This is a genomic window from Stenotrophomonas maltophilia (assembly GCF_002799155.1).
Lineage (GTDB): Bacteria > Pseudomonadota > Gammaproteobacteria > Xanthomonadales > Xanthomonadaceae > Stenotrophomonas > Stenotrophomonas maltophilia_R.
Map to the genome: position 1 here is coordinate 1 of NZ_NERD01000002.1, position 17,703 is coordinate 17,703.

The window sequence follows — 17,703 nt, forward strand, 5'->3', positions numbered from 1 at the left end:
TGGGAATGATGCCCTCGAAGCGGTGCTTGCGCTGGGTGCGGCCGCCGGCTTCGGTGAAGTAGGTGAAGGTGATCGCTTCATCGCCACTGCCGTACAGCACGGCCTGCTGCACGTTCTGCGGCAGCGATCCCCTGGTTCGTTGTACCCAGTGAAGGGCACGCACCACGCGTCCCCATGGGAGACCGCAATGAAAGTGATGGTGATCGTGAAGGCCAACGCCGACTCCGAAGCCGGCCGCATGCCCAGCGAACAGGAATTGTCCGAAATGGGCGCCTTCAACGAGCAACTGGTGGCCGCCGGCATCATGCTCGCCGGTGAAGGCCTGCACGCCACCCAGCGCGGCCGACGCATTCACTTCGGCAGCGGCGCGCCCAAGGTCGAGGCCGGTCCGTTCGGCCCCGCCGGTGAGCAGATCGCCGGCTTCTGGCTGTGGGAGGTGCGTTCGCTGGACGAGGCGGTTGAATGGGCGAGCCGTGCGCCGTTCGGCAGTGGTGGCACGCTCGAACTGCGCCCCTTGATCTCCGCTGAAGACTTCGGTGAAGCCTTCACTCCCGAATTACAGCAGCAGGAACAGCGTCTGCGTGCACAGCTGGAAGGTTGACCCGATTCATCTCCCTGCCGGGCACGACCCGGCGCTACCGCCCTGAACCACACCACGGAGTATTGCCATGAAACTGATTCCCTTCCTCGGCTTCAGCGGCCAGGCCCACGAGGCGATGGCGTTCTACGCCAAGGCACTCGGTGGCCAGGTCACCTCGGAAATGAAATACCGCGACATGCCGCCCTCCGATGGCTCGCCGGGCTGCAACGAGATGCCGCCGGAAACACTGGACCACGTCGCGCACAGCCAGCTGGAAATCGGCAACGCCATCGTGATGGCAGCCGACGGCCCCGGCGGCGGCGACGGCGGCTCGACCACCATCAATGTCGACGTCGACAGCATCGAGGAAGCCGAGCGCGTGTTCGCGGCGCTGGCCGAAGGCGGCCAGGTACAGGTGCCGATTGGCGAGACATTCTGGGCGCACCGCTGGGGCATGTTGATCGACCGTTACGGCAAGCCGTGGATGGTCAACTGCATGAAGCAGCCCTGATTCCTCTCTTTCTTTCATCCACAAGGAGCTTCACCGATGAGTGCACCGCAACCGCAGATGATCTTCGTCAACCTTCCGGTGAAGGACCTGGAGAAATCCAAGGCCTTCTTCACCGCGCTGGGCTACACCTTCAATCCAACTTACACCAACGATGACGCGGCGGGCATGGTCATCAGCGAGAGTATCTACGTGATGCTGCTGACCCAACCTTTTTTCCAGCAGTTCACCAACAAGCCGATTGCCGATGCGCATACCCACACGGAAGTGATCAACGCACTCTCGGCACCCAGTCGCAAGGCAGTTGACGAGCTGGTGGACAAGGCCCTGGCCGCCGGCGGCAGCGAACCGCAGCCGGCGCGCGACCTGGGCTTCATGTACCAGCGGGGCTTCCAGGACCTGGACGGCCATCTCTGGGAAATCGCACACATGGACGGCGAGCCGGGCTGACGGCCGCCGCAGGGAGAACCCTCATGGCTTACGTGGATGCTTACGTGCTGCCGTGCCCGCAGGACAAGGTGGCGGCCTACCGCCGCCTTGCCCGCAAGGCCGGCGCGGTGTGGAAGGACCATGGCGCGCTGCAGTACATGGAATGCGTGGCCGACGATGTGGAACCGGGCAAGAGCACCTCGTTCCCGCGCGCGGTCAAGGCGAAACCGGGCGAAACGGTGATCGTCGCCTTCGTGGTGTTCCGCTCGCGCGCGGCACGCGACCGTATCAACGCCAGGGTGATGGCCGACCCGCGGCTGGCGTCGCTGGGTCCGAAGGACATGCCGTTTGATACCCGGCGCATGTTCTGGGGCGGCTTCAAGCCGATTGTTGAAGCGTGAGCCACGGCGCTTGTGCGGGCCGGGCGTGCGTGCTGTGATCGGCGCATGCTCGAGCCCGCACTGACGCAGCGTCTGGAAACCCTCTGGCGGATGGAGTCGCCAGTGCTGATCGCGCGCCTGGCGCGGCTGCTCGGTGGCGATGTCGGCCGTGCCGAGGAGCTGGCCCAGGACACCTGGCTGGCCGCGCTGGAGCGTTGGCCGGAGCAGGGCATCCCGGACAATCCCGGAGCCTGGCTGATGACCACTGCGCGCAACCGTGCCATCGATGTGCTGCGCCAGCACCAGCGGGTGGCGCAGCAGCACGCGCAATGGGGCGAGGAACTGCATCCGGCGGCGCTGCCGGCACCGGATGACAGCCAGGCACTGGAAGATGACCTGGGCGATGACCTGCTGCGGCTGATGTTCGTGGCTTGCCATCCCGTGCTGCCGGCCGACGCGCGGGTGGCATTGACCCTGCGCCTGCTTGGTGGCCTGACCACCGCCGAGATCGCGCGTGCGTTCCTGCAGCCGGAGCCGACCATCGCCCAGCGCATCGTGCGCGCCAAGCGCACGCTGGCGCAGAAGCAGGTGCCCTATGAGGTGCCGCGCGCGGATGCGATGCCGGAGCGCTTGGCCTCGGTGCTGGAGGCGATCTATCTGGTGTTCAACGAAGGCTACGCGGCCAGTGCCGGCGACGACTGGATGCGCCCGGCGCTGTGCGAGGAGGCACTGCGGCTCGCGCGCATCCTGGCGCACCGGTTGCCGGTACCGCCGGTGCTGGGCCTGCTGGCGTTGATGGAACTGCAGGCCTCGCGCGCTGCGGCGCGCGCAGATGCGCAGGGTGCACCGGTGCTGCTGGACCAGCAGAACCGCACGCGTTGGGACTGGCTGCAGATCGACCGCGGGCAGCAGGTGCTGGCGCGCGCGTTGGCCCTCGGCGGCGACCAGGACCCCTATGTGTTGCAGGCGCGCATCGCGGCCTGCCATGCGGCTGCGCGTCGCGCTGACGCCACCGATTGGCCGCGGATTGCTGCGCTCTATACACAGCTGCTGCAGGTGCAACCTTCACCGGTGGTGGCCTTGAACCGGGTGGTGGCGATCCTGCGCAGCGACGGTGCCTTTGCCGCGTGGGCGCAGCTGCAGCCACTGCTGGTCGACCCGCGCCTGCGCGATTACGCGCCGCTGCAGGTGGTGCGCGGCGAGCTGCTGCAGGCACTGGGGCGTGAGCAGGACGCGCGTGAGGCTTTTGCCGAAGCCGCCCGGCTCAGCCAAAACCAGGCCGAGCGCGGTCTGCTGCGGCAACGGGCGGGCCTGCCACCCATGGAGTGAACCGACAAAGGCAGCACTTGTCGGCGGGCCCGTGAGCGGCTATGTTTCGCGCCCAGCGGACGCATGAGCGTCTGCGATCCGTGCGTATTGACCGAGGAGCGGTTGGATGTATTCAAGGACGAAGAGCGCATCGCGCGCTTTTGCGCGCCTGCTTGCCTGTGCGCTGAGCCTGGCCGCATGGCCGATGGCCGTGCAGGCCGCGGACAAATCACAGCAGGCCTATTGGGCCGGTTTTGCCTATACCGCTGACGCTGCCGCCGTGCAGGCGACCACGCCGCATGCGCATGCGGTGCTGGAACGGCGTGGCCTGGTCCCGTTGAACCAGACGCTGGCGCAGTCGCTCAAACGCCGCGCACCGGCCCACCTGGAGCTGATCGACCAGCCGGTGGCGATGCTCGACGGCACCACCAGCGCCACCGTGCTGGCCGCAGCGCTGGACCGCGAACTGGTCTCGGTCGAGCCGATCGGCGACCAGTACAAGGTGCTGGTGGAAGTGGCGCTGCAGGCGTTGTTCTTCGACTTCCGCGAGCGCCAGGTGATCGCCTCCTATCCGCTCACCCTGCAGCGCATCGACGTGCAGGACTACCGTCCGGACAACGACGATATCGACGCGATCGTCGCCGATCTGCTGTACGGCGGCGCCGATACCAGCCTGTCGCAGGTACTGGCGGCCAGCCTGTCGCAGGCCCGGCTGCCCGACGCTGCGGTGCGTCGCCTGCAGGTGGGTGGGGTGACCCTGTCCGAGGCGGTGCGCGCCAAGCTGCCCGACCCGAAGTGGGACGCGCCGCTGCGCGCCACCCTGGCCCATGAACTGTCCAAGACGTTGTCGTCCAACACCGGCGTCGGCCTGCTGCCGCCGGCTTCGGGCCAGGCGATCGGTGGCGCGATGGCCGCCCGCTTTGCAGACGGCAAGGTCTACCAGCTGAAGATTCCCGAACCCGACTACGTCATCCACGTGCAGGTCGATGCACTGAAGAACGGCGTGATCGAGGAAACCCCGGCGATGAAGACGATGCTGTTCGGCGCCTTCTTCACCGCCAAGGTGACCGAGCCGTTCTCGGGCAAGGTCTATTTCGAACAGCCGCTGCGCAAGGGTGCCACCAAGGTGGTGCCGGTCACGCAGTGGCAGGTCGACCAGTGGTCGGCCAGCTACGAAACCCTGCTGGCCGGCTTCGACGCCTTCGCCGGCGCCGCCGCCAAGCGCGCCGATTCGCGCGCCTGGCTGGACGAACAGAAGCCGGGCGGCCGCCCGTTGCAACAGCAGACCCAAGCCCTCCAGGAGTTGATCAAGTCATGTCGTTGATGCGTACCATCCTGCTCATCCTCATCGCGCTGGTGGTGGCCTCGCCGGTCGCTGCGCAGACCGCGAGTTCGCGCGGCACCGGCTCGGCCAGCTACGGCCTGCGCCTGAGTGCCGACACCCGTGCCCAGGCCCTGAACAAGGCCAAGGTCAATGCCCTGGAGGCGTACATCGCCGAATCCGGTGCGCCCAAGCTGCGCCTGTTCGAAGCGCGCCGCGCCGAGTTCATCGGCGAGATCGACCGCTACGTGCTCAGCGCGGTGCAGCTGTCGGATACCGAAGACAAGAAGGCCAAGACCTACAGCGTCACCGTCCGCGCCGAGATCAACACCACCCTGCTGCAGACCAAGCTGGATGCCGGTTCGGCCGTGGCCGGTGCCACCGCCGCGCAGCGCTCGCTGCTGACCTTCCTGTTCATGGCGCGCTCGCAGGACACCGTGCAGTCGTTCCAGGACAAGGAATACCGCCGCGTCGATGCCGGCAGCAGCTACAGCGAGAACACCCGTGAGGGCGACAGCTTCCGCGGCAACTCGGTCAGCACCAATGGCAGCATCAACCAGAACGGTTCGGTGTCGGTCACCAGCGGCGGCAGCACCACCGCGCGCGCCGACAACATCACCTGGAAGGTGGCCAACGCCGCCGAGGTCAACACCGCGATGACCGGTGCCTTCAGCGCTGCCGGCTACGAAGTGGTTGAAGCCGAATACGTGGAAGGCGAGTCGCGCGGCCTGCTCAGCATCGAGCGCATCCGCAAGGATTTCAGCACCGGCAACGACCTGGCCCCGGCCACCCTGCGCGACACCGCCAATGGCATCCGTGCGGCCAACATCCCGTACATCGCGGTCGGCACCCTCGACGTCGGCATGCGCGACCGCGATCCGGCCAGCGGCAACACCCGCGTGTTCGTCACTGTCACCGGCAAGGTGCTGGATGTCACCGGTCGTTTCCCGCGCACCGTGTCGTCGGTCGGCCCGGTGCAGTTCTCCGGTACCGGCCCGAATGAAACCGTGGCCCGTACCAATGCGCTGCAGCTGGCAGCCGAAAAGGCCGCCCAGCAGATGATCAACGAACTGAACGTCAAGGCGGTCCGCTGATCCGCCACCCGGGTGGGTGCCGAGCTCGCTCGGCATCGCCCCGGGGTTACCGTTTTCCACGTGCCGCACCGCGGCCGTCTCTCCCAAAGGACTCTCACATGATCCGCAATACCACTCTTGTCCTGGCCATCGCGGCCGCCACCCTGTCAATGCCGGCCCATGCAGGCCTGGGCAAGCTGAAGGACCTGACGGGCGCCTCCAGCGGCTCCTCCGGCAGCACCTCCAGCGCCGCCGCGCCGAACGAAGCCGCGCAGGAAGCACTGGTGCGTCGTTTCGTCAGCTCGCAGTCGCACTCGCTGCAGGCCCAGACCTCGTTCGCCCGTGCCTTCGGCCTGGCCGAGCAGGTGCAGCTGCTGGAAGCCGAGCGCCAGGCGCTGTCGTCGGGTTCGGTCAGCGTTGATGCGATGAAGAAGTCGGTGTCGGTCAGCGAAGCCGCTCAGGCCGCGATCGACGAGCGCCAGGCCGCGCAGCCGGAGCTGAACGCTGAATCCAAGCAGCACTACGCCGAAGGCCTGGTCTCGCTGCTGTCCTCGGCTGCCGAAGCGCAGAAGCTGGGTGGCGAAGCCAGCAACTTCACCGCCGGCATGAAGAACCTGGGCGCCACCCAGATGGCCACCGTCGGCCGCAAGCTGGCCGCTGGTGCATGGGTGGCCAAGGAATCGCCGGGCTTCATCCAGGGCCTGTACGGCTCGACCAAGTCGGCCGTGACCTTCGCCAAGAAGAGCAAGGTCAAGGTGCCGTCCAACGCCGACTCGATGCTGGGCCAGCTGGACAAGATGAACTGATCCGAGGCGAATCCCCATGCGTACGACCTCCCGTTTGATCGGCCTGGGCCTGGCTGCCGCGCTGCTTGCAGCCTGTGGCAAGCAGGACACCCCGGCCGAAGCGCCCGCACCCGCCAAGGACAAGGCAACCAGTGCACTGGCCAGCAATGCGCCAGTGGACGCCGCGCCCCTGCGTGGCACGCCGGATTTCGGCGGCACCACCCAGGTCGCGCGCGAGGCCGACGGCATCGGCAGCACCCCGGAACTGGCGGTGCTGGCGGCGCTGCAGTCGGCGGTGGCGCAGGTCAACGGCGTACGCGTGGCCAGCCAGATGCAGAGCCTGCGTGCAGGCCTGCATGTGGATGTGGATGACGAACACGTCGGCGATATCCGCGCCGACGCGTTCACCCAGCAGATGATCGCCGGCTCGCAGGGCGCGGTGCTGGGATATGAAATCCTGTCGCAGGACGAAGTGCGGCAGCTGGATGAGGAAACCATCGCCCGCGTGCGCGCCAGCGATGAAGGCTGGAGCTTCAAGGGTTCGGCGTCTGCCAGCGCTTCCGGCGAAGCCACGGCCAAGGGCGCCGGCGGCTCGGCCAGCGTCAGGGAAAGCTACGACGAGAAGGTCAGCGTCGATGCCAAGCGTGGCGCCAGCTCGTTCGACTCCGACGTGACCCATCGCAGCATGCGCAGTTACTGGAAGGTGCGCGTGCGTGCACAGATTGCCCAGTACCGTGCGCCGGACGAGCAGGGCAAGCCGAAGATCGTGGTCGCGCTGCCGCGCACCAAGGCCGGCAGCTATGCCGTGGGCGATGGCCGCGTGAGTGCCGATGAAGTGGCCGACGCGATCCGCGCGCGCCTGTCCGACACGCTGACCCAGACCCAGCGCTTCATCGTGCTGGACCGCGAGTTCGGCGACGAACTGCAGGCCGAGATCGACCACATCAACAGCGGCAACGTGCGCCTGCAGGACACCGCCCGCGTCGGCCAGCAGCTGGCGACCGACCTGATCCTGATCCCGACCATCGAACGCTTCGAGTACCCGCGCAGCGTGCGCAACCTGCGCATGTCCGACCGCCAGGTGACCTCGTACGCCGGTGGCGGCCGCATCACCCTGCGCCTGATCAACGCCACCACCGGCCAGGTGGTGATGTCCGACAGCTTCGATCACCAGCTGGCCTCGACCGGACCGAGCACCCTGCCGCGCGTGGTCAATGGCCGCAACATGGCCGCGGCGATGATGGAATCACTGTCCGGCCAGATCGGTACCACCATCGTTACCACGCTGTTCCCGGTGTCGGTGGTTTCGGTGGACGGTGACCAGGTGGTGCTGAGCCAGGGCGGCGAAACCCTGCAGGCCGGCCAGCGCTGGCAGGCCGTGCGCCTGGGCGAGGAACTGAAGGACCCGCAGACCGGCCGCTCGCTGGGCCGCAGTGAACACCCGTGCTGCACCATCCGCATCGACCGCGTTGCTGCACAGACCTCGTACGGCACCATTGAGGACGGTGTCGACGCGCTGCGCGGCGGCTTCCGTCCGGGCCAGATCGAACTGCGCCAGAAGCTCGGCAGCAAGCCGGCTGCCGCCGCTGCTGGCGCAACGTCCTCGGCTGCACCGGCCGCCGCCGCGCGCCCGGCGGCCAAGCCAAAGCCCAAGCCTGCCGCCGCCCCGGCCGAAGATCCGAACTGGTAACAGGCCCAAGCAACACACCGATGGGGTCAGAGACCTTTCCCGCAGGGAAAGGGATCTGACCCCTTCTTGTTTCCGTTCGTGTCGACCAAGGTCGACACCCACCAACAGCAGCGTCCCCCGCAACCGGACCCACCCCGCCATCCCACGGAATGCCCGCGTCTGCTGTTGTTGTTGCTGTTGCTTCGGCCGTTGCCGTTGTTTCTGCGGGTGCAGGGCGCAGCCCTGCCGAACCCCTTACACTCCAGAAGGATTTCCCTGCTGGAGAGAGCAATGAAACGAGTGGTACTGGGCGTGCTGGCCCTGTCGGTGTCGAGCGCACTGATGGCGGCCACCCCGAAATTCGATGGCGCGCGGATCTCCGCCGACGTCAAGGAACTGGCCTCCGACGCCTACGAAGGCCGCTCGCCGGCCACTGCCGGCGAAGAGAAGACCATCGCCTATCTCAGCAAGCAGTTTGCCGACGCCGGCCTGCAGCCGGGCGGCGACCTCAAGGACGGCAAGCGCCTGTGGACCCAGGCTGTGCCGCTGCGCAAGGGCGACATCGTCGGCGCACCGCAGCTGGCGCTGCACCAGGGCGGCAAGACCGTTGCGCTGGAGCAGGGCAAGCAGATCGCCGTGCGTGCCGCCATGAACGGCGCCAGCAACGTCGACATCAGCAAGGCCCCGCTGGTGTTCCTCGGCTACGGCGTGAAGGCCCCGGAGCGCAACTGGGACGACTTCAAGGGCGTGGACCTGAAGGGCAAGATCGCTGTCGTGCTGATCAACGACCCGGACTTCGAAACCGGCCAGGGTGATTTCGACGGCAAGGGCATGACCTATTACGGCCGTTGGACCTACAAGTACGAGGAAGGCGCCCGCCAGGGTGCGCTGGGCGTGCTGATCGTGCACGAGACCGCGCCGGCGTCGTATGGCTGGGCCACCGTGGCCGGTTCCAACACCAACACCATGTTCGATGTGGTGCGCGACAACCCGGCCGAGAGCCATCCGCTGCTGGAAGGCTGGATCCAGCGTGACCTGGCGGTGGAGCTGTTCCGCTCCGCCGGGCAGGACTTCGAGGCGCTGAAGAAGAAGGCGCAGCAGCGCGACTTCACCCCGGTGGCGCTGACCGGCGCCAGCCTGGACGCGAAGTACGCGGTGAAGACCGAAGTGATCACCTCGCACAACGTCGCCGCGCGCCTGGAAGGCAGCAGTCACCCGGACGAGACGATCATCTACAGCGCGCACTGGGACCACATCGGCGTGGGTGAGCCGGACGCACGCGGCGACCGCATCTTCAACGGCGCACTGGACAATGCCAGTGGTACCGCCTCGCTGATCGAACTGGCCCGTGGCTTCGCCAAGGAAAAGCGCCCGCAGCGCTCGCTGTTGTTCCTGGCGGTCACCGCCGAGGAGAAGGGCCTGCTGGGTTCGGAGTACTACGCCACCCATCCGCTGTATCCGCTGGAAAAGACCGTGGCGGTGATCAACATGGACGGCATGGCGCCGTTCGGCCCGTCGCGTGATTTCGGCATCTACGGTGCCGCGCGCTTCGAGCTGCTGGACCAGCTGAAGGACGTGGCCAAGGGCTGGGACATCCGCTACACGCCGGACCCGAAGCCGGAAGCGGGCCTGTTCTTCCGCTCCGACCACTTCCCGTTCGCCAAGCGCGGCGTGCCGGCGCTGTCCTGGTCGGCCGGCCAGGACTGGGTGGACGGTGGCGTGGCCGCAGGCAAGAAGGCCTCCGAGGACTACACCGCCAAGCGCTACCACCAGCAGGGCGACGAGTGGCAGCCGGACTGGGTGTTCGCCGGTGCCGCCCGCGACCTGGAAGTGCTGTACACGCTGGGCAACCAGCTGGCCAACGCGCGCAGCTGGCCGAACTGGAGCAAGGACGAGTCGTTCCGCGCCGTGCGTGACGCCAGCGCCGACCAGCGCAAGTAAGGCGCCTGCAACCCGCAGTAATCGCCCCCTGGGTCAGGGGGCAGCGCCGGAGGCGCGGGGGTGTGGAGGCTGCTGAGAGGGGCCCACGGCTTGCGCAGGCGAGTCCCCGGCTCTACCAGATGGCCTTCCATCCCCGCTTTCCAGGCCTTCGTCGCAGCCCGCTTGCTTGCCCGATGGGCCGCCCTATGCTCGGCTCACCCCCTTCCACCAAGGCGCCGCCGTGATCGCCAGCCTCTCCCTCATCCTCCGTCACTTGCTGGCTTGGGCCGCGGCACTGTTCGTGGCCGGCATGGTCTGGAGCGGTATTTTCAGCGGCATGAACGATGGTCCCGGCTGGGTATTCGGGCTGCTGGTGATGTTCCTGATGATCTCCGCGCTGGGCAGTGCGGTGACCCATGTGCGCCGGGTCTGGCTGGTGGCGGGCCGCCTCGATGGTGCCACCCTGTCCGGACGCCAGCGCCGGCAGATCGAACTGCCGATGGATGCCGGCCACGCCTTCGCCGTGGTCGAGGCGGCGGTGGGTGAACTGCCGCGGGTGGAAGAGGTGGAAAGCTCGGCCGGCAGCCTGCAGGTGCGCGCCTATGTGCGCCGCGTCGACCTCTGGAACGGCCGCCAACCGTCGCGCTGGAACCTGCCGGCGCGGCTGGCGATCAAGCGCAACAGCGTGCTGGCCACGGTCACGCCAGGGCAGGGCACCAGCACCGTCACCCTGTTGTTCGAACCGGACGCCGGCTGGTGGGCCGACCTGCTGGCGCTGGACGAGGGCAGCAACTACGAGAACGCCGAAGCGGTCACCCGCGCGATCAGCCGCCGTGTTGCCGACCAGCGCCGCGACGAGCAGGCCGCGGCCGAGCAGACCCAGGTGGAAAAGGAACTGTCGGTGGCGCGGCTGAACCTGCTGCACGCGCAGGTGGAACCGCACTTCCTCTACAACACGCTGGCCAATGCGCAGGTACTGACGCGCACCGACCCGGCGCGTGCCGAACAGATGCTCGGCCACTTGATCCAGTACCTGCGCAGCTCGTTGCCGCAGGTGGACGAATCGGTATCCACGCTGGGCGTGGAGCTGGAGCGCACCCGCGCCTACCTGGAAATCCTGCGTATCCGCATGGGCGCACGCCTGGCGGTGGAAGTGCAGGTACCGAACGAACTGCACGGCGTGCACCTGCCGGCGATGGCACTGCAGACGCTGGTGGAGAACGCGATCAAGCACGGCCTGGAACCCAAGCCCGGCGGTGGCACGATCTGGATCCTGGCGCGTGGCTTCGACGACCACGTGACCGTGACCGTGGCCGACGATGGGCTCGGCTTCGGCCAGGGCACCAGTGGCACCGGCATCGGCCTGAAGAACCTGCGCGAACGCCTGCGCCTGACCTGCGGTGAGCAGGCCGGCGTGGCGATCGTTGCCAACTTCCCCAGCGGCGCGGCCGCGACCATGACCCTGCCGCAGTCGCACAAGGAGCGCAGCCATGCCGCTTGAAGCCCTGATCGCCGAAGATGAGGATCTGCTGCGGCAGTCACTGGTGGAGCAGCTGGGCCGGCTGTGGCCGGACCTCAAACTGGTGGCCCAGTGCGAGGATGGTGCCAGCGCGCTGGAGCAGCTGGCCGAGACGCAGCCGGACATCGCCTTTCTCGACATCCGCATGCCCGGCATCAGCGGCATCGAAGTCGCGCGCTCGCTGTCCGAGCTGAGCCCGCGCACCCAGGTGGTGTTCGTCACCGCCTACGACCAGTACGCCATCGATGCGTTCGAGCAGGGTGCGATGGACTACCTGCTGAAGCCGGTCAGTGACGAACGCCTGCTGGCGACCCGCGAACGCATCCTGTCCCGGCTGCCATCGACGCGCCAGGACGATGCCGTGCTGGAGCGGCTGCTGCAGCGGTTGGGTCCATCGCAGGGCGCTGCCGAGCGCCCGCCCTTGGCCTGGATCACCGCCAGCAACGGCCGCGAGACGCAGCTGATCATGCTGGAAGACGTGGCCTACTTCCGCGCCGACAACAAGTACACCACCGTGGTCACCGCCGCCGGCGAAAGCCTGCTGCGCACACCGTTGCGCGAATTGCTGGAAGTGCTCGATCCGCAGCACTTCCGCCAGATCCATCGCTCCACCATCGTCAACATGAAGGCGGTGGCGGCAGTGAGCCGCGACGACACCGGGCGCGGCGTGCTGCGCCTGCGCGGGCGCACGGAGACGCTGGTGGTCAGCCAGCCGTTCATGAGCCTGTTCCGCGGCATGTAGCCGCAGCTGCATCACCCCTGCACCGAGGAACGAACATGCCCCGTCTGCTGATTGCGTGCGTCGTCGTGCTGGCGCTGGCCGGCTGCGAAAAATCCCGCAACACCTCGATCACCCGCACCCAGGCCAACGGCGTGGATACGCTGTACAGCAAGGGCACCGTCGTCGATGGCGAGGCACGCTTCCAGTGCATTGCCAGCAGCAGTGGCGCCTGCCACTACCTGGTGCTCGATCCGGCCTGCAGCCCCGATGCCGCGTGTGCCACGCCGCCGCTGCGCCGGTTCGCGGTGGCGGTGGGAAAGACCGAGGCCATGCGTGGCCTGCCCGACGGCTTCCGCCAGTGCGTCAGCCAGGACCCGATAGAACAATGCCACCGTGAGTGATCACGGTGGCATTGTGGGGCCCCCCGCTTCCCTGAAGGGTCAGTAGGCAGGTTGCAGCGTCAGGTCGTGATGGTGTTCGGTCTCGCCCACATGGTTCAGGCGGCCGACCAGTTCGGAGTGCTGCTTCATCCGCCCGATCTCGGTCATGATGCGGATGTCTTCATGGCGCAGTTCGCGCTTGGCGGTGACCGCCTGCTTGTAGTCCAGCACTTCCGGGTAGTGCTCGGCCAGGTCCAGCGCCTCGGCCACGTGCTCGACGCTGTCAGCCTTGGAGCTGATGCGGGCGCGGCTGTTGAAGGCCTTCATCCAGCGCTCGAAACCGGCGGTACGGTCGAACATGTTGGCCATGAACCAGATCACGAACAGGATCGAGATCCACGAACCGAACACCACGACCACACGGGTGAAGGTGATGTGGTAATCGTCGCGCCACAGGTAGTTGGTGATCAGGCCGAGGATCAGCAACGAGGCCGCCTGCCAGCCGACGATCGAGGCGATCAGCCACTGGCACTTGGCCTGGGCCAGCACAGCCACTTCATCGCGGATCTGCTGCTCGCTGAGGCTGCGCCAGTGCGCGACCTGTTTTTCGAACGGGCTGCTGTAGAGCTCGTTGTCGCGAAGCAGTAGTCCCAAACCCTTGAACAAAGCAATCATGGCTGGCTCCTTGTGGAACGTGCGTCGATCAGCGTTGGACGGTGTGGCGGGTTCAGTTCTAGCACTTCCAGCGAACCGTGCAATGGGCGCAATGCCAAGCGGCGCAAGGGTTTTGTCTGAATGGGTGAATCTTGTTGCATGGCAGCATCGCGGTCGCAGCCTGCGACAGGATGTCGCAGGGTGAAACGTGCTGCAGTCGCACATGAAACCGTAGCTGAGTGCGGAGACTCGCCGCCGCCGTCGTGATCGCCCAGAATCGGTGTCGACCGCGCAACGTGCGGCCGTTCCTCCGCCTTTCCTGGATCTGCAATGCCGGCTCTGCTGCAGCGACTCTCCCGCCCCGTCACCGCGCCGATCCGGCGCTGGGTACTGGAGGCCTTCCCGCGTGGCCAGAGCGGCATCGATTACGACCATCCGCAGGGCGACCCGGGCTGGTTCGGCCCGGACAGCGTGACCTGGCGCCTGCACGCCGAATTCCCCTCGATGCTTGCCGGTGGCCTGTGCGCGCTGATGCTGCAGACGCTGCACCCCCGCGCGCTGGCCGGAGTCTACGACCATTCCAATTTCCGCCAGGACCTGGTGGGGCGCCTGCGCCGTACCACGGCCTTCGTTGCCGGCACCAGCTATGCGCCCACCGGCGAGGTGGAGGCGCTGGTGGCCAAGGTACGCCGCACCCATGCGCAGATCCGCGGGCAGACCGCGCAGGGCGAACCCTACGCCGCCGATGATCCGCCGCTGCTGACCTGGGTGCACGTGACCGAAGCATTCGGGTTCCTGCAGGGTTTTCGTCGTTACGGACGCGAGGTGCCGGCGCCCATCGCCGATCGCTATTACGACGAATACCGCTGCGTGGCCGAGGCGCTGGGCGCGGTGGACGTGCCGCGCAGCGAAACGGAAGTGGCGGCGTACTTCTGTGCACGGCAGCCGGAGCTGCGCGTCGACGAACGCTCGCGCGAGGTGCTGGAGGTGCTGTCCGGAGTGCGCCTGCCGGTACCGGTGCCGGGGTTGTCGCGCGAAGTGTTCCTGGGTGCGGGCGCGGCACTGCTGCCGGACTGGGCCGAAGGCATGCTTGAACGCAATGCGCGCCAGCGTGCGCAGGCGGCAGCTTCAGCGAAGCTGATGCAGGGCATGGCGTCGCTGTTCCGCCGCGCGCTGCCCGATGGCCTGGCCAGCCGCGCCTGTGCGCGCATGAGCGTGCCGGTGGACGTCCTGCGCGAGTGGCCCGCGGTTGCCGGGTAGGTGCCAACCTTGGTTGGCACGTGTTTCACGCGGTGCCGCAGAAGCGAGCGGCTTCCGCAGTAGATCCACGCCATGCGTGGATGGGCGTTACCCGGCCACCTTCAACCCACGCAACAGCATTTCCAATGCCGTCGTTGCTTTGCGCAGGCGCGCATCACCGTCCTCGCCCTCGGCGATCCAGAACGCGGCCTCGGCCAGGCTGCCGTAGATCAGCGATGCCAATGCCTGCGCATCCACGGGTGCCACCACGCCCTGCGCGATCAACTGTTCGATCAGCTGCTGCATCGAGTGCACGCAGTGGCGCTGCGATTCCGGTGAGGCGCCACCGAGCACCGCGCGCGCGTCGCGCAGCACGATGCGCTGGATCTCCGGTTCCAGCGCCAATTCCAGGTAGGTGCGGCAGCGTTGCACGAAGCCGTGCCAGGCATCGTCTGCGCCGTCGCTGATCGCCTGCAGGCGCAGGTCGGTCTCGGCGTCGAGCTGGGCGACCACGGCTGCCAACAGGCCCTTCTTGTCACCGAAGTGGTGGTAGAGCGCACCCCGGGTCAGACCGGCCTGGGCGGTCAGGTCATCCATCGAGGTGGCGGCATAGCCATGCGCGCTGAATACCCGGCGGGCGGTGGCCAGCAGGCTGGCGCGGGTTTCTTCCATCTCGGCGCGGGTGCGACGGACCATTCGGAGCTCCTTACATACGCGGTGCATGATTATTTACATACGAGACGTATGAATGTAGCCTCTTATTCATACGCTCTGTATGTATTGTCGTGGCGCCGCGTGCGCCAGGCAAGCCGCTGCCCTGGAGAATTCGATGGCCACCCCCTACCGCGACCTGTTCGCCACCCCCGGTACCGCTGGCCTTGCCCTCGCGGGCCTGCTGGCACGCCTGCCATTGCCGATGACCGGCATCGGCATCATCACCCTGCTGTCGCAGCTGCGCGGCAGCTATGCACTGGCCGGCGCGGTGTCGGCCACCTTCGTGCTGACCTACGCGCTGCTGTCGCCGCAGGTGTCGCGCTGGGTCGACCGGCGTGGGCAGGGCAGGGTGCTGCCCTGGGCCACGGCGGGCAGTGCCACCGGGTTGCTGGCTCTGCTCGTCTGCACGCTGCTGGCCGCGCCGGACTGGACCCTGTTCATTGCGGCGATGCTGGCCGGCTGCATGCCCAGCGTGTCGGCGATGGTGCGTGCGCGCTGGACCGCGATCCACCGCGGTCGCCCGCAGCTGCAGACTGCGTATTCGCTGGAAACTGTTTTCGACGAGGTCACCTTCATTGCCGGGCCGCCGTTGTCAGTTGGATTGTCGGTGGCGGTATGGCCACAGGCCGGCGTGTTGGCGGCCGCCCTGTTGCTGGTGGTCGGCGTCGCCGCACTGGTGCTGCAGCGGGGCACCGAGCCACCGCTGCGGCACTACGAAGGCGCAATACCCTCGCGCTCGCTGCTGCGGCAACCGGAGATCCGCCTGTTGGCGTTGCTGATGCTGGCGATGGGTGTGATCGTCGGCACTGTCGACATCACCAGCGTGGCCTTCGCCGAACAGCGGGGGCAGCCGGTGGCCGCCAGCGCGGTGCTGTCGGCCTATGCGCTGGGCAGCTGCGCAGCGGGCCTGCTGTTCGGTGCGTTGAAGCTGCAGGTGCCGTTACCGCGCCTGTTGCTGACCGGCGCTGCGGCCACCGCGCTGACCACGCTGCCGTTGCTGTGGGTCGGCAGCCTGCCGGCGCTGGCCGTGGCGGTGCTGCTGGCCGGGTTGTTCTTCGCGCCGACGATGATCGTGGCGATGTCGCTGGTCGAACAGCGCGTGCCCGAATCGCGCCTCACCGAAGGCATGACCTGGTTGCTGGCCGGACTGAACATCGGTGTGGCGCTGGGCGCGGCGCTGTCCGGGCAGAGCGTCGATGCGGGGGGCGTGCGCAGCGGCTTTGTCGTTGCGCTGGTGGCAGGCGGCGGCGTGCTGCTGTTCGCCGTGCTCGCGCAACGTGCACTGCGCCCGTCTGCCGCATCCACATCCCCTGAAGGAATCATCTCGTGAGCGCATCATCGCCTGCGCACGCCGCGCCTGTGCCCCGTCCGCCGTGGTGGGCGGTTTCCGCCGTCGGCCTTGCCACGTTCTCGGTGGTCACCACCGAAATGCTGCCGGTGGGCCTGCTGACCCCTATCGCCGACGATCTGGGTGCCTCCACCGGCACCGCCGGGCTGATGATCTCCCTGCCGGCGCTGCTGGCGGCGCTGTTCGCACCGCTGGTGGTGATCGCAGCCGGTGGCATCGATCGTCGCCGCATCCTGTGCGTGCTGCTGGGCCTGCTGCTGATCGCCAACCTTGCGTCGGCACTGGCACCAGGCATCGGCTGGCTGCTGGCCGCGCGCGTACTGGTGGGGTTCTGCATGGGCGGCATCTGGGCCATCGCCGGTGGGCTGGCAGCGCGCCTGGTACCTGCGCAGCGCATCGGCCTGGCCACCTCGATCATCTTCGGCGGCGTGGCCGCAGCATCCGTGCTGGGCGTGCCACTGGGCGCACTGATCGGCGACGCACTGGGCTGGCGCTGCGCGTTTGCGTCGATGGCGCTGTTCAGCGCGGCGGTGATGCTGCTGCATCTGCGCGTGGTTCCGGCGTTGCCGGTCACCGCGTCGGTGCGGCCGCGGCAGTTCGTGCAGCAGCTTGGCCAGCACGACCTGCGGCGTGGTCTGTGGCTGACCGTGCTGCTGGTGTCCGGGCACTTCATCGCGTTTACCTATGTGCGGCCGCTGCTGACAGCCGTCTCCAGCGTGGATGCGTCGTGGATCGGTGCACTGCTGTTCGCCTACGGCCTGGCCGGCATCGCTGGCAACTTCATCGCCGGGCCGATGGCCGCGCGGCATCCACGTGGCACGCTGCTGCTGATCGCATCGGGCCTGCTGCTGACGCCGCTGTTGTTCCTGTGGCTGGGCAGCACGCCGGCCGGCGGCATTGCGGTGCTGCTGCTGTGGGGCCTGGCCTACGGCGGCGTGTCGGTCGGCCTGATGAGCTGGATGATGAAAGCGGTGCCGCAGGCCGTGGAGATCGCCACGGCGTTGTATGTCGCAGTGTTCAACATCGGCATCGCACTGGGCGCATGGGGCGGTGGCCGGCTGCTCGATGGCATCGGGCTGCACGCCACGCTGTGGGCGGCGGCGGTGTTGGCTGCGAGCGCTCTGCTGATGGCGGCCACCACCCGCAGGTAGATCC

18 protein-coding genes and 1 pseudogene are annotated in these 17,703 nt (G+C 67.5%); 16 read left to right on the forward strand and 3 right to left on the reverse strand.

The genetic code is table 11. The features are described 5' to 3' along the window. A pseudogene (locus B9Y82_RS21035) lies at window positions 1–127 on the reverse strand (hypothetical protein); the annotation flags it as partial. Between the two features lie 60 nt (window positions 128–187). On the opposite strand from B9Y82_RS21035, the gene B9Y82_RS00530 reads away from it, so the two are divergent. The 13 genes from B9Y82_RS00530 (at window position 188) to B9Y82_RS00590 (ending at window position 12,614) form a co-directional block, all read left to right on the forward strand. Then, a complete protein-coding gene (locus B9Y82_RS00530) occupies window positions 188–601 on the forward strand; it encodes a YciI family protein (protein ID WP_100471129.1) in 414 nt (137 codons plus the stop codon). 67 nt (window positions 602–668) lie between these two features. Then, window positions 669–1,091 (forward strand): VOC family protein, encoded by a 423-nt coding sequence (locus B9Y82_RS00535; RefSeq protein ID WP_100471130.1) that lies wholly within the window; start codon window positions 669–671, stop codon window positions 1,089–1,091. A gap of 36 nt (window positions 1,092–1,127) precedes the next feature. Continuing rightward, complete coding sequence (locus B9Y82_RS00540; RefSeq protein WP_100471131.1) at window positions 1,128–1,538, forward strand: VOC family protein; 411 nt, start codon at window positions 1,128–1,130, stop codon at window positions 1,536–1,538. A 23-nt stretch (window positions 1,539–1,561) separates the two neighbouring features. Continuing rightward, window positions 1,562–1,918: a DUF1428 domain-containing protein gene (locus tag B9Y82_RS00545; protein ID WP_005407889.1), complete on the forward strand. Its 357-nt coding sequence runs from the start codon at window positions 1,562–1,564 to the stop codon at window positions 1,916–1,918. 45 nt (window positions 1,919–1,963) lie between these two features. Then, on the forward strand, window positions 1,964–3,226 hold the full coding sequence (locus B9Y82_RS00550; protein WP_100471132.1) for an RNA polymerase sigma factor: 1,263 nt from the start codon (window positions 1,964–1,966) through the stop codon (window positions 3,224–3,226). Between the two features lie 106 nt (window positions 3,227–3,332). Beyond that, window positions 3,333–4,529, forward strand: coding sequence for a hypothetical protein (locus B9Y82_RS00555; protein ID WP_100471133.1), 1,197 nt, complete (start codon window positions 3,333–3,335; stop codon window positions 4,527–4,529). Continuing rightward, on the forward strand, window positions 4,520–5,620 hold the full coding sequence (locus B9Y82_RS00560; RefSeq protein ID WP_100471134.1) for a hypothetical protein: 1,101 nt from the start codon (window positions 4,520–4,522) through the stop codon (window positions 5,618–5,620). Before B9Y82_RS00555 ends, B9Y82_RS00560 begins: the two co-directional genes overlap by 10 nt. Window positions 5,621–5,718: 98 nt before the next feature. Then, a complete protein-coding gene (locus tag B9Y82_RS00565; protein ID WP_100471135.1) occupies window positions 5,719–6,405 on the forward strand; it encodes a hypothetical protein in 687 nt (228 codons plus the stop codon). 16 nt (window positions 6,406–6,421) lie between these two features. Beyond that, window positions 6,422–8,074 carry a CsgG/HfaB family protein gene (locus tag B9Y82_RS00570; protein ID WP_100471136.1) on the forward strand — a complete coding sequence of 551 codons (1,653 nt, stop codon included), beginning with the start codon at window positions 6,422–6,424 and terminating at the stop codon, window positions 8,072–8,074. Between the two features lie 270 nt (window positions 8,075–8,344). Further along, window positions 8,345–9,994, forward strand: coding sequence for a M28 family metallopeptidase (locus B9Y82_RS00575; protein WP_100471137.1), 1,650 nt, complete (start codon window positions 8,345–8,347; stop codon window positions 9,992–9,994). Window positions 9,995–10,214: 220 nt separating this feature from the next. Continuing rightward, a complete protein-coding gene (locus B9Y82_RS00580) occupies window positions 10,215–11,474 on the forward strand; it encodes a sensor histidine kinase (protein WP_100471138.1) in 1,260 nt (419 codons plus the stop codon). Further along, entirely contained in the window at window positions 11,464–12,234 is a 771-nt protein-coding gene (locus B9Y82_RS00585; RefSeq protein WP_100471139.1) for a LytR/AlgR family response regulator transcription factor, read from the forward strand. The genes B9Y82_RS00580 and B9Y82_RS00585 overlap by 11 nt, the downstream gene beginning before the upstream one ends. A 35-nt stretch (window positions 12,235–12,269) precedes the next feature. Next, complete coding sequence (locus tag B9Y82_RS00590) at window positions 12,270–12,614, forward strand: hypothetical protein (RefSeq protein WP_100471140.1); 345 nt, start codon at window positions 12,270–12,272, stop codon at window positions 12,612–12,614. A 39-nt stretch (window positions 12,615–12,653) separates the two neighbouring features. On the opposite strand, the gene B9Y82_RS00595 is transcribed toward B9Y82_RS00590, so the two are convergent. Further along, on the reverse strand, window positions 12,654–13,268 hold the full coding sequence (locus tag B9Y82_RS00595; protein WP_014035825.1) for a hypothetical protein: 615 nt from the start codon (window positions 13,266–13,268) through the stop codon (window positions 12,654–12,656). Between the two features lie 309 nt (window positions 13,269–13,577). Between B9Y82_RS00595 and B9Y82_RS00600 the strand changes: the two genes are divergently transcribed. After that, the gene (locus B9Y82_RS00600) at window positions 13,578–14,507 is read left to right on the forward strand and encodes an oxygenase MpaB family protein (protein ID WP_100471141.1); all 930 of its coding nucleotides are present in this window, start codon (window positions 13,578–13,580) and stop codon (window positions 14,505–14,507) included. An 87-nt stretch (window positions 14,508–14,594) separates the two neighbouring features. On the opposite strand, the gene B9Y82_RS00605 is transcribed toward B9Y82_RS00600, so the two are convergent. Continuing rightward, the gene (locus B9Y82_RS00605; protein WP_100471142.1) at window positions 14,595–15,182 is read right to left on the reverse strand and encodes a TetR/AcrR family transcriptional regulator; all 588 of its coding nucleotides are present in this window, start codon (window positions 15,180–15,182) and stop codon (window positions 14,595–14,597) included. Window positions 15,183–15,315: 133 nt separating this feature from the next. Between B9Y82_RS00605 and B9Y82_RS00610 the strand changes: the two genes are divergently transcribed. Then, window positions 15,316–16,530 carry an MFS transporter gene (locus tag B9Y82_RS00610; RefSeq protein WP_100471143.1) on the forward strand — a complete coding sequence of 405 codons (1,215 nt, stop codon included), beginning with the start codon at window positions 15,316–15,318 and terminating at the stop codon, window positions 16,528–16,530. Next, the gene (locus tag B9Y82_RS00615; RefSeq protein ID WP_100471144.1) at window positions 16,527–17,699 is read left to right on the forward strand and encodes an MFS transporter; all 1,173 of its coding nucleotides are present in this window, start codon (window positions 16,527–16,529) and stop codon (window positions 17,697–17,699) included. Before B9Y82_RS00610 ends, B9Y82_RS00615 begins: the two co-directional genes overlap by 4 nt. Window positions 17,700–17,703: the final 4 nt, after the last annotated feature.

Coding starts and splice junctions, on each gene's coding strand:
- B9Y82_RS00560 (WP_100471134.1), top strand. CDS start 4,520: ATGTCGTTGATGCGTACCATCCTGCTCATCCTCATCGCGCTGGTGGTG.
- B9Y82_RS00530 (WP_100471129.1), top strand. CDS start 188: ATGAAAGTGATGGTGATCGTGAAGGCCAACGCCGACTCCGAAGCCGGC.
- B9Y82_RS00565 (WP_100471135.1), top strand. CDS start 5,719: ATGATCCGCAATACCACTCTTGTCCTGGCCATCGCGGCCGCCACCCTG.
- B9Y82_RS00555 (WP_100471133.1), top strand. CDS start 3,333: ATGTATTCAAGGACGAAGAGCGCATCGCGCGCTTTTGCGCGCCTGCTT.
- B9Y82_RS00535 (WP_100471130.1), top strand. CDS start 669: ATGAAACTGATTCCCTTCCTCGGCTTCAGCGGCCAGGCCCACGAGGCG.
- B9Y82_RS00575 (WP_100471137.1), top strand. CDS start 8,345: ATGAAACGAGTGGTACTGGGCGTGCTGGCCCTGTCGGTGTCGAGCGCA.
- B9Y82_RS00605 (WP_100471142.1), bottom strand. CDS start 15,182: ATGGTCCGTCGCACCCGCGCCGAGATGGAAGAAACCCGCGCCAGCCTG.
- B9Y82_RS00550 (WP_100471132.1), top strand. CDS start 1,964: ATGCTCGAGCCCGCACTGACGCAGCGTCTGGAAACCCTCTGGCGGATG.
- B9Y82_RS00590 (WP_100471140.1), top strand. CDS start 12,270: ATGCCCCGTCTGCTGATTGCGTGCGTCGTCGTGCTGGCGCTGGCCGGC.
- B9Y82_RS00585 (WP_100471139.1), top strand. CDS start 11,464: ATGCCGCTTGAAGCCCTGATCGCCGAAGATGAGGATCTGCTGCGGCAG.
- B9Y82_RS00540 (WP_100471131.1), top strand. CDS start 1,128: ATGAGTGCACCGCAACCGCAGATGATCTTCGTCAACCTTCCGGTGAAG.
- B9Y82_RS00600 (WP_100471141.1), top strand. CDS start 13,578: ATGCCGGCTCTGCTGCAGCGACTCTCCCGCCCCGTCACCGCGCCGATC.
- B9Y82_RS00595 (WP_014035825.1), bottom strand. CDS start 13,268: ATGATTGCTTTGTTCAAGGGTTTGGGACTACTGCTTCGCGACAACGAG.
- B9Y82_RS00570 (WP_100471136.1), top strand. CDS start 6,422: ATGCGTACGACCTCCCGTTTGATCGGCCTGGGCCTGGCTGCCGCGCTG.
- B9Y82_RS00610 (WP_100471143.1), top strand. CDS start 15,316: ATGGCCACCCCCTACCGCGACCTGTTCGCCACCCCCGGTACCGCTGGC.
- B9Y82_RS00545 (WP_005407889.1), top strand. CDS start 1,562: ATGGCTTACGTGGATGCTTACGTGCTGCCGTGCCCGCAGGACAAGGTG.